The organism is Hahella sp. CR1 (assembly GCF_029813005.1).
In the GTDB taxonomy this organism is placed as follows: domain Bacteria; phylum Pseudomonadota; class Gammaproteobacteria; order Pseudomonadales; family Oleiphilaceae; genus Hahella.
In genome coordinates, this window is sequence record NZ_JAPELK010000002.1 from 539,092 (window position 1) to 554,141 (window position 15,050).

Annotated in this window: 10 protein-coding genes; 2 read left to right on the forward strand and 8 right to left on the reverse strand. The window is 53.2% G+C overall.

Annotation, left to right across the window (positions count from 1 at the left end; all coding sequences use genetic code 11):
• Nucleotides 1-219 precede the first annotated feature (219 nt).
• From lpdA to sdhC, 7 genes are all read right to left on the reverse strand, one after another.
• On the reverse strand, nt 220-1,653 hold the full coding sequence (lpdA, locus tag ONV78_RS07920; protein ID WP_127969467.1) for a dihydrolipoyl dehydrogenase: 1,434 nt from the start codon (nt 1,651-1,653) through the stop codon (nt 220-222).
• 113 nt (nt 1,654-1,766) lie between these two features.
• Nucleotides 1,767-3,002, reverse strand: coding sequence for a 2-oxoglutarate dehydrogenase complex dihydrolipoyllysine-residue succinyltransferase (odhB, locus tag ONV78_RS07925; RefSeq protein ID WP_216737755.1), 1,236 nt, complete (start codon nt 3,000-3,002; stop codon nt 1,767-1,769).
• 31 nt (nt 3,003-3,033) lie between these two features.
• Nucleotides 3,034-5,874, reverse strand: a complete 2,841-nt coding sequence (locus ONV78_RS07930) for a 2-oxoglutarate dehydrogenase E1 component (protein ID WP_216737756.1) — start codon at nt 5,872-5,874, stop codon at nt 3,034-3,036.
• Nucleotides 5,875-6,166: 292 nt separating this feature from the next.
• A complete protein-coding gene (locus ONV78_RS07935) occupies nt 6,167-6,871 on the reverse strand; it encodes a succinate dehydrogenase iron-sulfur subunit (protein ID WP_216737757.1) in 705 nt (234 codons plus the stop codon).
• 21 nt (nt 6,872-6,892) lie between these two features.
• Nucleotides 6,893-8,665 carry a succinate dehydrogenase flavoprotein subunit gene (gene sdhA / locus ONV78_RS07940; RefSeq protein WP_216737758.1) on the reverse strand — a complete coding sequence of 591 codons (1,773 nt, stop codon included), beginning with the start codon at nt 8,663-8,665 and terminating at the stop codon, nt 6,893-6,895.
• A 3-nt stretch (nt 8,666-8,668) separates the two neighbouring features.
• The gene (gene sdhD / locus ONV78_RS07945; protein ID WP_216737759.1) at nt 8,669-9,016 is read right to left on the reverse strand and encodes a succinate dehydrogenase, hydrophobic membrane anchor protein; all 348 of its coding nucleotides are present in this window, start codon (nt 9,014-9,016) and stop codon (nt 8,669-8,671) included.
• On the reverse strand, nt 9,010-9,384 hold the full coding sequence (sdhC, locus tag ONV78_RS07950; RefSeq protein WP_216737760.1) for a succinate dehydrogenase, cytochrome b556 subunit: 375 nt from the start codon (nt 9,382-9,384) through the stop codon (nt 9,010-9,012). Before sdhC ends, sdhD begins: the two co-directional genes overlap by 7 nt.
• A gap of 617 nt (nt 9,385-10,001) precedes the next feature.
• Here sdhC and gltA point away from each other — a divergent pair.
• Together gltA and ONV78_RS07960 are read left to right on the forward strand one after the other, a co-directional pair.
• Nucleotides 10,002-11,276, forward strand: coding sequence for a citrate synthase (gltA, locus tag ONV78_RS07955; RefSeq protein WP_216737761.1), 1,275 nt, complete (start codon nt 10,002-10,004; stop codon nt 11,274-11,276).
• A gap of 105 nt (nt 11,277-11,381) precedes the next feature.
• The gene (locus tag ONV78_RS07960) at nt 11,382-12,269 is read left to right on the forward strand and encodes an NAD(P)-dependent oxidoreductase (protein ID WP_279502399.1); all 888 of its coding nucleotides are present in this window, start codon (nt 11,382-11,384) and stop codon (nt 12,267-12,269) included.
• Nucleotides 12,270-12,360: 91 nt separating this feature from the next.
• Here ONV78_RS07960 and topA read toward each other — a convergent pair whose 3' ends face one another.
• On the reverse strand, nt 12,361-14,976 hold the full coding sequence (topA, locus tag ONV78_RS07965; protein WP_279502401.1) for a type I DNA topoisomerase: 2,616 nt from the start codon (nt 14,974-14,976) through the stop codon (nt 12,361-12,363).
• Nucleotides 14,977-15,050: the final 74 nt, after the last annotated feature.

Below are 15,050 nucleotides of genomic sequence, written 5' to 3' on the forward strand. Positions count from 1 at the left end.
AACTTCTCAGCCTGCGCGCAAAACTGCGCCATGTCCGCTTAGGTGACCTCTCTAACACACTCTTTAAATCGAGAGCCCAGTTTTGGCGCCCTGTCTCTTCAACGGCGGCCAGCCAGACGCTTTGACGTCTCACCTACGCCGCATTCGCCGAAGGGGCGGTCGCGCTCCTTCCCGACGCTCTCAAAACAAAAGGAGGGGCAATCCCCTCCTTATTCAGCCTTAGCGCTTCTTGCGCTGGGCAATGTGGATGGCTTTGCCTTCCACCGCCAGAGCCGCTTCGTGCACCGCTTCGGAAAGCGTTGGGTGCGCGAATACAGTCATGGCCAAGTCCTCGGAGCTGGAGCCGAACTCCATCGCAATCACGCCCTGAGCGATCATTTCTGACGCCTGTGGGCCTACGATATGCACGCCAAGAATACGGTCAGTGTCCTTATGAGCCAGGATCTTTACCATACCCATGGTCGCGTTGGCGGCCATAGCGCGACCGCTTGCGGCGAATGGGAATGTGCCGACCTTGTACTCTTCGCCTTCCGCCTTCAACTGCTCTTCTGTCTTACCAACCCAGGCGATTTCCGGATGAGTGTAGATAACCCAGGGAATGCAGTCATAGTTGACGTGACCTTTGTGGCCAGCGATACGCTCCGCCACAACGATGCCTTCTTCAGACGCTTTGTGCGCCAGCATAGGGCCGCGTACGACATCGCCGATAGCCCATACGCCCGGCATATTGGTCTTGCACTGATCATCAACAAAGATGAAGCCGCGCTCGTCCAGGTTTACGCCAGAATCAGCGGCCAACAGATTGTCGGTGTTCGGCGCGCGGCCGACTGCGACAATCAACTTGTCCACTTTCAGTTCGTGGTCGCCTTTGGTGTCGCTGTAAGACACTTTCACTACGCCACGCTTCACTTCAGAACCAGTCACCCGGGCGCGCAGACGAATGTCCAGACCCTGTTTGGTGAACTGCTTGAGCGCTTCTTTAGCCAGTTGCTGATCCACTGCGCCCAGGAAAGTATCCTGCGCTTCCAGAACCACGACTTCAGAACCAAGACGCGCCCAGACGCTGCCCAGCTCCAGACCGATAACGCCGGCGCCGATCACACCAAGACGCTTGGGAACTTCGCTGAATTCCAGCGCGCCGGTAGAGTCGACAACATGCTCGTTAAGCGGAGTAGGAGGAATTTCGACTGGACGGGAGCCCGTTGCGATGATGACGTTTTCTGCGTCATATACGGTAACATTGCCCGCGTTGTCAGTGACTTCCACTTGCTTGTTGGCCAGCAGCTTACCTGCGCCATGAATGGAAGTGACGCCATTCGCCTTGAACAGAGAGGCGATACCCTGAGTCAGGTTCTTGACGATGTTGTTCTTGCGACCCTGCATTTTGGCTACGTCGACCGTTACGTCTTGCGCCATGATGCCGTGGGTTTCAAAGTCGTGTTTGGCTTCTTCAAATTTGTGTGAAGACTCCAGCAGCGCTTTGGAAGGAATACATCCCACGTTCAGACAGGTGCCGCCAAATACTGGCTTGCCTGCTTCGTTGCTCCATTTTTCCACGCACGCCGTTTTCAATCCGAGCTGCGCCGCGCGTATCGCAGCGACATATCCACCGGGACCCGCACCGATGACGATTACGTCGAATTTATCTGCCATATTACTTTCCAATTCTTAGTTATAGGTACATAAAAGGTTTCCCGACAATGCCCCTCCGCAACCGCGCGGAGGGAGCATGACGCGCCGGAAAACTCGGCGGCGAATGTGCTGGATCAGATATCCAGCAGAATCCGCGCAGGATCTTCCAGCAGATCCTTAATAGTCACCAAAAACTGTACCGCTTCCTTACCGTCGATCATGCGGTGGTCGTATGACAGCGCCAGGTACATCATCGGCAGAATCACCACTTGGCCATTTACAGCCATCGGACGCTCCTGGATTTTGTGCATACCCATAATAGCGGTTTGCGGCGGGTTCAGGATCGGCGTGGACATCAATGAACCGAAAACCCCGCCATTGGAAATGGTGAACGTTCCGCCAGTCATGTCTTCGATTGACAGCTTGCCGTCGCGCGCTTTCTTACCGAAGTCGCCGATGGTGGATTCAATTTCCGCCAAGCCCATTTGATCCGCATCGCGCAGGATAGGCACAACCAGACCGCGCTCGGTGGATACCGCTACGCCAACGTCCTGATAACCGTGGTAAACGATGTCGTTACCATCGATAGAAGCGTTCACAGCGGGGAAACGCTTCAACGCTTCACAGGCCGCTTTAACGAAGAAGGACATGAAGCCCAGCTTCACGCCGTTATGACGCTTCTCGAACAGATCTTTGTATTGCTTACGCAGATCCATGATCGGCTTCATGTTGACTTCGTTGAAGGTAGTCAGCATTGCAGAGTTATGCTGAGCATCCAGCAGACGACGCGCGATGCTGGCGCGCAGACGAGTCATCGGCACGCGTTTCTCTGGGCGCGCTCCCGCTGGAGATTCAATAGCAGGCATAGCCGGCGCCGCTGCAGGTTGAGCGGAGGACTTCACTTCAGCAGTAACGCTGGTAGTGTTGGAAGACAAGTGGTTCATCACGTCTTCCTTGGTCACTCTACCGCCTTTACCTGTGCCCTGAATGTCGGAAGGATTCAGATTGTTCTCTTCCGCCATTTTGCGCGCGGATGGGCTCAGAATCGCTTCCTGACCCGCCTTGGCTTCAGTCGCCGCAGGCGCAGCCTGTGGCTTTTCTTCCGCAGCGGCAGGCGCCGCCGTTCCAGCCGCGCCTTCTTTAAATACTGCAATAACTTCTTCGCTAAGCACCGTCTCGCCTTCGCCTTTGAGAACTTTCTCAATGACGCCGGCTGCGGGCGCTACAACCTCGAGCACCACTTTATCCGTCTCGATATCGACCAGTAGCTCGTCCCTAGCCACGGATTCCCCAGGTTTTTTATGCCAAGTCGCCACTACGCCGTCCGCGACGGACTCTGGGAAAGTAGGAGCTTTAATTTCGATCGCCATCTTTTATCCTTTGTACTAACTAAGCGCCTGTTTAAATAGTAAAGGCATCGTTAACTAATTTAGCTTGCTCTTCCGCATGGACATGGCCATAGCCCGCAGCAGGAGCGGCGGAGCCCGGACGTCCAGCGTACTCGAGATAGAGTTTCGGGTGCGTCTTCGCGAGGACGTTACGCATATGGTGCTGACTGCAGTACCAGGCGCCCTGGTTCATTGGCTCTTCCTGACACCAGACGATATTGGTCAACTTCTTGTACGCAGACAAAACTTCTTCCAGATCGTCTTCGGGGAACGGGTACAACTGCTCTATGCGGATAATCGCCACGTCCTGTATGTTTTCATTACGACGCTTATCCAACAAGTCGTAATACACCTTACCGCTACACATAATGACCCGACGAACCTGCTTCGGATCGATATGGTCGTCGATCTCGCCAAGGACTGTGTGGAAGTGACCTTCGGCCAGCTCCTCAACCGTAGACACCGCGTCTTTATGGCGCAGCAGACTCTTCGGACTCATAGCCACCAGAGGTTTACGCAGCGGACGCTTAACCTGACGACGCAGCATATGGAATACCTGCGCAGGCGTGGTCGGCACGCAGACCTGGATATTGTGCTCAGCGCACAATTGCAGATAACGCTCCAGACGCGCTGAAGAGTGTTCTGGTCCCTGCCCTTCATAGCCGTGCGGCAGCAACATGGTCAGACCGCATAAACGGCCCCACTTGTGCTCGCCACTGGTGATGAACTGATCGATAACAACCTGAGCGCCGTTAGCGAAGTCGCCGAACTGAGCCTCCCAAATCACCAGAGTTTTCGGGTTAGTCGTGGCGTAGCCATATTCGAACGCCAACACCGCCTCTTCAGAGAGGTAGGAGTCGTAGATGTCGAACACGGACTGTCCTTCCGCCAAATGCTGCAACGGAATATGCAATCCGCCGTCCTTCTGGTTATGAAGAACCGCATGTCTATGGGAGAAGGTACCGCGACCAACATCCTGACCGGTCAGACGTATGCTATGGCCTTCATGCAACAAGGTTGCATACGCCATAACTTCTGCATAACCCCAGTTCACCGGCATAGCGCTTTGGGTCATTTTCTTGCGGTCTTCCAAGATTTTGGAGACCTGACGCTGAGGCACGAATCCGTCAGGCAGCACATCCATTTTCCGGCCGAGCTTCTGCAGCGTTTTAAGATTGATGCCAGTCTTGCACTTGGCTGTCCATTTGTGGCCCAGGTAGGGAGACCAGTCAACAAACAACTCTTTATTAGGCTCTTTCACCAAGCTTTTAACGACGTGATCGCCTTTATCCAGCAGATCGCGATATTCGTTTTCCAGGCGAGCGGATTCTTCTTCGGTGATGACACCTTCGTTAATCAACCGCTGAGCGTAAATCTGACGGGTGGTTGGCAGGCTTTTGATGCATTGATACATCAACGGCTGAGTCGCAGAAGGCTCATCCGCTTCGTTGTGACCACGACGGCGGTAACACAACAGGTCGATTACCACATCTTTCTTAAAGGTGTTGCGGTAATCCATCGCTACCTGTGTAACGAACAGAACCGCTTCCGGATCATCGCCGTTAACGTGGAAAATGGGCGCTTGAACCATTTTCGCAACGTCGGTGCAATACTCGGTGGAGCGCGCGTCTTCACGGCGATGAGTAGTGAAACCAACCTGGTTATTAATGATGATGTGGACAGTGCCGCCAACGCCGTAACCACGGGTCTGGCTCATCTGGAACGTTTCCATGACAACGCCCTGACCTGCGAACGCAGCGTCACCGTGCATAATCACAGGCACAACCGCATCACCGGCAGTATCGTCACGACGATCCTGGCGCGCTCTTACAGAGCCTTCCACTACCGGAGAAACGATTTCCAGGTGTGAAGGGTTGAACGCCAACGCCAAGTGAACTTCGCCACCCGGGGTCAGAACGTTGGAAGAGAAGCCCTGGTGATACTTCACATCGCCGGAACCTTCATCCGACAGACGCTTGCCTTCAAACTCGTCAAACAACGCTTTGGGGTTTTTACCCAGTGTGTTGACCAGCACGTTCAAACGACCACGGTGCGCCATACCGATAACGATTTCTTTGGCGCCGTAGCTTCCCGCTCTCTGAATCAATTCATCCAGCAAGGGAATCAAGCTCTCGCCGCCTTCAAGGCCAAAGCGCTTGGTGCCTGGATAACGTGAAGATAAGTATTTTTCGAGACCTTCCGCCGCGCTCAATCTTTCTAACAGGTGATAGCGACGCTCTTTCTCATATACAGGATGCGAGCGCACTGATTCAAGACGCTGCTGAACCCAGCGCTTTTCTTCAGTGTTAACGATATGCATGTACTCGGCGCCGACGGTATCACAGTAGGTAAACTCTAAACCGCGAATGATCTCGCCGAAGGTCATGGTCTCTACGCCGAAGCACAATGAACCAGTCTGGAATACAGTATCCAGGTCCGCCCGGGTCAAGCCGTGATATTCCAACTCCAAGTCCGCGACATGCTCGCGCACCATCAGGTTGAGGGGATCCAGTTTGGCTTTCTGATGTCCACGAAAACGGTAGGTGTTAATCAGCTGCAGCACCTTGACCTGTTTACGTTCATGCTCAGTGCTGACCAATGATGTTGGACTGGCTTCGACAGCCGCTGCGCGTCTGCGCGACAGTTTCAGGAACTGCTCTTTAATGACGGAGTGAGGAATATCCTGACTGGGCAGCCCTTCCTCTTTTGGCAGTTTGTCGAAATACTCACGCCAGGCCTGGGGTATGCCGTTAGGATCGGTGAGATAGGTCTCATAGAGTTGCTCAACATAGGCAAAGTTCCCACCTGCCAAATGGGAAGTCCGCCACAGCTGCTCCATCGTGCTTTCGTGCATATAGCTCGCCTTGGTTGCATCAGGGAACTATCTGCTTAAGGCCACTGATTACGGCTCGTTCCAGCGTCGCAAAGGCGTGCCAAACCACAGATAGCGCAGAGGACATCTGCATAACCCCGTAGGTTTACAACAGTAAACCACCCCGTCCTTAAAATAGAGGGAGTGGATTTCCTACCAGTTCAGTTTGTTTATGTCGCGCGCATGTTCTGCAACACGCGCGCGCTATTAGCTTCTTAGTATAGACAGCTAATTCAGCAACGACCGTAACAGTGTAATTTTTTAAATTATAGTTTTAAGTAGCACGCTGTAAGAGCATATTGCGTATGTGACCGATGGCTCTGGTTGGATTCAGGCCTTTCGGGCAAACGCTTACACAATTCATGATTCCCCGGCAGCGGAATACGCTGAACGGGTCGTCGAGATTCGCCAATCTTTCTTCGGTAGAAGTGTCGCGACTGTCAACCAGGAATCTGTATGCCTGCAACAAGCCAGCGGGACCAACGAACTTATCTGGGTTCCACCAGAACGACGGGCATGAAGTAGAACAGCACGCACAAAGAATACATTCATACAGGCCGTCCAGCTTTTCACGCTCTTCGGGTGACTGCAATCGCTCAATCGCCGGAGGCGGATTGTCATTCACCACGAATGGCTTAATTTTCTCGTACTGCTTGTAGAAAATCGCCATATCCACAACCAGATCGCGAATAACCGGCAACCCTGGCAACGGACGCAAAACCAGCTTGTTGTTTTTCACCACCTGAGAAAGAGGAGTGATGCACGCCAAGCCATTTTTGCCGTTCATGTTCATGCCGTCGGAGCCGCACACGCCCTCACGGCATGAGCGACGATACGCCAAGGTCGGATCTTTCTCTTTCATCAGTCCCAGCACGTCCAGAACCATAAGGTCCTTGCCCGCAGGGACTTCCAGCTCCACATCCTGCATGAAGGGAGCTTCGTCAACTTCCGGATTATAACGATAGATGCTTACCAACATAACTCTGTCTCCCCAACGACACTAGTAACTACGAGCTTTCGGAGGAAATGGCTCCACAATTTTAGGCGCGAAGTTTACTTCCCGCTTGCTTACCCGCTTGTCCACAGGGAAGTAAAGAGAGTGCTTCAGCCAATTGTCGTCGTCCCGTTCAGTGTAGTCGTTACGGGCGTGCGCTCCGCGGCTTTCCTTTCTTTCTTCAGCCGCAACAGCCGTCGCATAAGCGACCTCGTACAGGTTATCCAGCTCTAAAGCTTCGATACGAGCGGTATTGAACGCCATGCTCTTGTCTTCAAGAACCGTGTTCTTCACACGTCCGCCCAATTCTTCCAGCAGCTTCAGACCTTTCTGCATGCTTTCGCCATCGCGGAACACACCGAAATATAGCTGCATAGTGTTCTGCAGGTCTTTACGTACTTCCGCCACTTTTTCAGAGCCGGAGCCGCTGTTCAGTCTGTCCAGACGCGCCATGGTTGCGTCGATATCGGATTCAGATGCGTCATCCACACCGTAACCGTCTCTCAGCATCTTCTCAATGTGAAGTCCTGCTGCGCGACCAAATACAACCAAATCCAACAGCGAGTTGCCGCCCAGACGGTTTGCGCCGTGTACGGATACGCATGCAGCTTCGCCACAGGCGAACAAGCCGTCGATGACTTTGTCGTTACCGTTTGCGTCCTGAGTCAGCGCCTGACCGCCGATGTTGGTCGGAATACCACCCATCATATAGTGACAGGTTGGAACAACCGGAATAGGTTCTTTTGCAGGATCTACGTGCGCGAATGTTTTCGACAACTCCACAATGCCAGGCAAACGCAGGTGTAGCGTTTCTTCACCCAGATGATCCAGCTTCAGCAATACATGGTCTTTGTTGGGGCCGCAACCACGGCCTTCAAGGATCTCCATAATCATGGAGCGGGCGACGACGTCACGACCAGCAAGGTCTTTCGCGTTCGGCGCATAACGTTCCATGAAACGCTCGCCTTCGCCATTGATCAGATAACCGCCTTCACCACGACAACCTTCCGTCACCAGTACGCCAGCTTCAGCGATACCAGTTGGGTGGAACTGCCACATTTCCATGTCCTGCGCCGGGAAGCCAGCGCGAAGAGCCATACCGACGCCGTCGCCAGTATTGATCAATGCATTAGTGGTGGATGCATAGATACGGCCTGCGCCGCCAGTAGCCAGAACTGTCGCCTTGGCTTTGACGTAAACAGTTTCACCAGTTTCGATGCAGATAGCCGTTACGCCAACTACCGCGCCAGACTGGTTTTTAACCAGATCAACTGCATACCATTCATTTAAAAAGGTAGTGCCGCCGCGCAGGTTGCCTTGATAAAGAGTGTGCAGCAGCGCATGACCAGTACGGTCCGCCGCCGCGCAGGTACGAGCAGCCTGGCCGCCCTTACCGAAATCTTTGGACTGACCGCCAAAAGGACGCTGATAGATGCGCCCTGTCTCCGTACGGGAGAAAGGCAGTCCCATGTGTTCCAGTTCAAATACTGCTTGAGGACCTACCGAACACATATATTCGATTGCATCCTGATCGCCGATATAGTCCGACCCCTTGACGGTGTCGTACATGTGCCAACGCCAATCGTCATTCGGGTCCGAACTGGCAATGGCGCAGGTGATCCCGCCCTGAGCGGAAACAGTGTGAGAACGGGTTGGGAATACTTTGGTGATACAAGCGGTTTTCACGCCGGACTGCGTCAACTGCAGCGCCGCGCGCATCCCGGCGCCGCCGCCGCCGATTACGATGGCATCGTAAGAAAGAGTTCTAAGTTTAGACATGGATTACAGCCCCCACAAAATTTGCACGCCCCAGATGAAGTAAACGAACATGATGGTTCCGCACGCGGCCTGCGCAACGAAACGGACCACGCCGTTTTTCATGTAGTCGGTGGTAATCGTCCACAAACCGATCCACGCGTGCGCACCAAGCGCCACCAGCGCAGCCAGGGAGAAAATTCTCATCCAAGTCTTGGCGAACAGTGCGCTCCATACTTCATAGGTCAGATCCGGCGTAAACACCAGGACGCCAACCATAAATGCGGTATAAAGAGCCAACACGACAGCGGAGACCCGCTGCACCATCCAATCATATGCGCCGCTACGGCCTAAATTGGTGACGCTGGTTACCATATCCAAACTCCCGCCAACAGAATGAGCACAACAGACACGGCTATCACAACCTTCGCTGCGATCTGCCCGCCCTTCAGGGTTTCACCGAAACCAGCATCCATAATGAGGTGCTTGATGCCAGCGACGAAGTGATAGAACAATGCGGCGAGAATGCCCCAAAGAATTAATTTTGCAAGAAAACTATCCATGACTGACTGAAGGGAAGCAAAACTTTCCTTGCTCGCCAGAGATGCGTCGAGCCCCCACAACAGGAACGCTATTGCAATGAAGATAATTACACCTGATATCCGATGCAGAATAGATGTAATTGCGGGTAGAGGAAAATGGAATTTCGTCAGATCTAGATTAACAGGTCTTTTGCTATTCACAGCTTCACACTCGATTATAGCCATACAGGCGGATTATTTAAGAATGGACCTATTTGGCGGCGGGAATCCTTATGAGGCCTCCGCTTACGGGTTGCAGATTATAGTTTCCCACCTGGTAAATTACAAACGCAACAACCGTTTATAGCCCACTTAATTTAGCGCCGGACATGAGCTTTTCTGATTTGGGCCGGCAATTTATTCTTTCATACGCAGTGTGAAGCCCCTCGGCTCAATACCCGGAAGTATTTTTTACGTATTCGAAGACTCCGTTTTCTTTACTGATAAAGCAACGCCCCTCCTCTTTATAAGCTATTTTAATTGGTGTTTTTTAAACACCATCGGCAGTATTTTCATTACAAGGGCTTAAAAAAAGTCGGTCAGACCATTATGATGACCTCGCTTTTTATTAAGCCGACCTTGTATAAAGCCAGAATAAAGGCTGAGAGGCCACTGACGAGCGTCAGTCTCCGCCCGCCGGTCCTAACCGGCGCCGGTTGTGATTGACGCCATTGCGCAAACAACGTCAGACCTACTTAGAAGTCGGCCTGTAAACACGACCGGGCGTCTATGCCCGGTAAACACGTACGCATCACTTTAAGTCGATATAGGAGAGCACCATGACTGACAAGAAAGCGACGTTATCGGTCAATGGTAAAACAATCGAGCTTCCGGTTTATTCCGGCACCACCGGCCCAGACGTCATAGATGTCAGAGGATTGGTTGAAGAAGGTTTGTTTACCTACGATCCAGGCTTCGTATCAACCGCAGCCTGCGAATCGCAAATCACTTATATAGATGGCGCCAATGGCGTACTACTACACCGTGGGTATCCTATAGAACAGTTGGCCGAAAAGTCCGACTATCTTGAAGTCTGCTACTTACTGATACACGGCGAACTGCCTACTGCGGAGCAGGCGGAAGAGTTCCGTAGCACGGTAAAAAATCACACTATGATCCACGAGCAGCTGAGAAACTTCTTTAACGGTTTCCGGCGCGACGCTCACCCAATGGCGATCATGTGCGGCGTTGTCGGCGCCCTGTCCGCGTTCTATCACGACACAATGGACTTCTCCGACGAGCACCATCGCGAAATCGCAGCATTCCGTCTGATCGCGAAAATGCCCACCCTGGCGGCGATGTGCTACAAGTACTCCACCGGCCAGCCGTTCATGTATCCCAGAAACGATCTGGACTATGCGGGCAACTTCCTGCACATGATGTTCGGCACTCCTTGCGAGCCCTATCAGGTCAACCCTGTAGTCGCCAAGGCTATGGACCGCATCTTTGTTTTGCATGCGGACCATGAACAAAACGCCTCTACATCAACCGTACGTCTGGCTGGCTCCTCCGGCGCCAACCCCTTCGCCTGTATCGCTTCCGGTATTGCTGCGCTATGGGGACCCGCTCACGGCGGAGCCAACGAAGCAGTGTTGAACATGCTTCTGGAAATCGGCGACGAATCCCGTATTCCAGAATTCATTCAGCGCGCCAAAGACAAGAGCGATCCTTTCCGCCTGATGGGCTTCGGACACCGGGTCTACAAGAATTTCGACCCACGCGCCAAAGTCATGAAGCAGACCTGTGACGACGTACTGAAAGAGCTTGGCTGCGAAAACGATCCATTGTTCCGCATCGCACGCGAACTGGAGCGTATCGCCCTGGAAGACCCCTACTTCGTAGAGAAAAAACTCTACCCCAATGTGGACTTCTACTCCGGCATCATCCTGCGCGCCGTCGGCATTCCGGTCTCCATGTTCACCGTCATCTTCGCCATGGCGAGAACCATCGGCTGGTTCTCTCACTGGCACGAAATGGTGAGCTCTTCTTACCGGATCGGTCGTCCGCGTCAGCTGTACACCGGACACACCTCCAGAGACTACCCAAGCAAATAAATAGTTTGCCGGTTGACTTGCAAAGGCCGCTTATGCGGCCTTTCTTTATTGGAGCAACCCGCGCACTATTAACCCATTGGATTTAACCACTCCAGGAAGATAAACATGGAATCAACTGAAACCGCCGCATTAGGAAGAATTTGTTTCATCGGCCTCGGCGTCATGGGATTCCCGATGGCCGGCCATCTCGCCAACAATGGCCACCAGGTCACCGTTTACAACCGCAACGTCGAAAAGTCGGAACGCTGGCTGAAGACCCACACTGGCAAGTTCATCCGCAAGCTGCGGGACGCCGCCCAATGCGACGTCATCATCTCTTGCGTCGGCGACGACAACGACCTGCGCAGTATCTACTTGGGCGAAGAAGGCCTGATCAATCAGTTACGCAAAGGCTCTCTGATCATCGACCACACCACTGCATCAGCCAGTGTCGCCAAAGAGCTGTTTGAAGCCGCCCAAGAGCGCAACATCGGCTTTCTTGACGCTCCCGTATCCGGCGGACAACAGGGCGCCGAGAACGGCGCGCTAACCATAATGTGTGGCGGTGAAGAAAAAGACTTTGCGAAGGCGGAACCCCTCCTTAAACATTACAGCCGCGCAGCAACCCTGATGGGACATGCAGGCAGCGGCCAGTTAACCAAAATGGCCAACCAGATCGCTATCGCAGGGTTAGTACAGGGACTGGCGGAAGCGCTGCACTTCGCAGAACAGGCTGACCTGGACCCGCAGCAAGTGGTGAACGTCATATCCAAAGGAGCCGCGCAATCCTGGCAAATGGAAAATCGTCACAAGACCATGATCGCCGGAGACTACGAACATGGCTTCGCGGTAGACCTCATGCGCAAGGATTTATCCATCTGCTTACGCGAGGCCTCAAACAACAAGGCTCGACTCCCCATCACTGCTCTCGTCGATCAATTTTACGCCGAAGTACAATCCATGGGCGGGGGACGCTGGGATACATCCAGCCTGCTGGCGCGCCTAAAGAGATAACCCAGCACATTTATCTCAAAGCGCCGACTCAAACATCGGACAACAAAAAAGGGCGGTGATCAAACCGCCCTTTTCTTTTCGCACTTACAGACTACTTGTCTTTAGCCGCCCACTTTCCATCTTTATAGAAAGCCGACCAGCCAGTGGGCTTACCACCCTTCTCCGACATGACGTACTGCTGCTTGGTCTTGCGACTGAAGCGGATAATCGCCGGATTTCCTTCTGGATCACGAGTAGGCGCATCCAGCAGGTAGTGATATTTAGGGTCAATTTCCTTCTTATGAGGAATCAACTCCTCCACCAGAGGCGCTCGTGTTTCACGATTTTTGGGAAACTTACTCGCTGCCAGGAACAAACCCGAAGCGCCATCACGCAGGACAAAGATATCGTCAACTTTGTCGCACGCCAGCTCAGGCATGACTACCGGCTCCATCTTGGGCGGCGCAGGCTCGCCATTCTTCAACAGTTTGCGGGTGTTGCCGCAAGTTGAACTGGTGCAGCCGAAGTACTTCCCAAAGCGGCCGGTTTTAAGCTGCATTTCAGCGCCGCACTTGTCACACTCCAGTGTCGGCCCATCGTAGCCAGCCACCTTAAACTGCCCGCCTTCGACCTCATAACCTTCACAGTCTGGATTATTACCACACACGTGCAGCTTGCGGGTCTCATCGATGACATAGCTATCCATGGCGGTATCACAGATCGGGCAACGCTTTTTCGCGCGCAGCGCATTCGCTTCGCCTTCTTCATCGTCCGCGCGAATTACCTCATCGCCAGGGATCAGGTTAATCGTCGTCTTGCAACGCTCTTTCGGCGGCAACGCATAGCCGGAACACCCAAGGAACACGCCAGTGGACGCAGTGCGAATCTGCATTGGACGCGAACAGGTCGGACACGTAATTTCCGTCTGCACCGCCTGATTAGCACGCATACCGCCTTCCATGTCCGCCCTTTCCAGCTTTTTGGCGAAATCGGAGTAGAAAGCATTAAGAACCTGTTTCCAGCCCTCGCTGCCAGAAGCGATCTCATCCAGCTGACCTTCCATCTTCGCGGTAAAGCCGTAATCCATCAGATCTGTAAAGGCTTCCGTCAAACGATCCGTCACGATATCGCCCATCTTCTCCGCATAGAAGCGCCGGTTGGCCAGCTTCACATAGCCGCGCTCCTGAATGGTGGAAATGATTGACGCATACGTAGAAGGACGCCCGATACTCCGCTTCTCCAGCTCCTTAACCAAGGTCGCTTCCGTGTAACGCGGCGCAGGCTTGGTGAAGTGCTGAGTCGGCTCCAGTTTATCCAGATCCAACTGATCATTAATTTCAAACGCGGGCAATTCCGCCTCATCATCCTTCTTCGCTTGCGCAGGCAGCACTTTAAGGAAGCCGTCGAATTGCAAAAGCCGACCACGGGTTCTTAATTCAAAGTCTCCCGCCTGCACTTGAATACTGGTGCTAAGGAAGCGCGCATTTTCCATCTGACAGGCCACGAATTGACGCCAAATCAGGTCATACAGCTTCTCGGCGTCTTTTTCGAGACCGGAAATCTGGTTGGAGCCTACATTGATATCAGAAGGACGTATCGCCTCGTGCGCTTCCTGGGCCCGCTCTTTACTCACGTAAGTTTTCGGGTTTTCAGGCAGATATTTATCACCAAACTTCTTGCCGATAAATTCACGGCAGGCGCTCACCGCATCCGCGGACAAGTTGGTGGAGTCCGTTCTCATATAGGTGATATAGCCCGCCTCGTAGAGACGCTGCGCCAACACCATGGTCTTCTTAACGCTAAACCCTAAACGGGTGCTCGCCGCCTGCTGCAAGGTAGAAGTGATAAATGGCGCCGGCGTCTTGGTGACAGAGGGCTTATCCTCACGATTGACAACCTTGAACGCCTGCGACTCCAGCAACGCAGTCAGCTTCTCAGACTGCTCTTTGTTGGTGGGCCGATAATTCTCACCCTTATATTTGGCGACCTGGAATTTAGCCTGCTGCTTACTCTTGGATAGCAGCGCATGCAATTCCCAGTATTCTTCCGGCGTAAAGGCGCGAATTTCACGCTCACGCTCGACAATCAAGCGAACCGCGACGGATTGCACCCGCCCTGCGGACAAACCACGCGCAATCTTGGACCACAGCAGCGGCGACACCATATAGCCGACCACGCGGTCAAGGAAGCGGCGCGCCTGCTGGGCGTTTACGCGGTTGTAATCAAGTTGACCGGGACTTTTGAACGCCTCCGTTATGGCGGATTTTGTGATCTCGTTAAAGACCACGCGACGATAACGGGAGTCATCGCCGCCAATAGATTCTTTGAGATGCCAGGCGATAGCCTCTCCTTCGCGGTCCAAGTCCGTTGCGAGATAGATCTGGTCGGCGCTTTTCGCCAGACGCTTCAGTTCTTCAACGACTTTTTCTTTACCTGGAAGGATCTCGTAGCGGGCCGCCCAATCATTTTCAGGGTCGACGCCCATACGAGAGATCAGCTGATCCCGGGCTTTACGTTTCTTGATGCTTTCGCGCTCTTCAGCAGGCAGCTTGCGCATTTTCGCCGCTTCCGCCGCACGCTCTTTCGGAGATGATGCTTCCTTACCTCCACTGGTCGGCAAATCACGAATATGCCCCACACTGGATTTGACTACATATTCCGAACCAAGATATTTGTTTATGGTTTTTGCCTTTGCAGGGGACTCCACGATTACCAGCGATTTACCCATAGCGGATGGTTCTTTGCTCCTAGTTGAAATAGCCGTCATATATTAGAGGTTGTAGTCGACGGGTCAAGTGATTG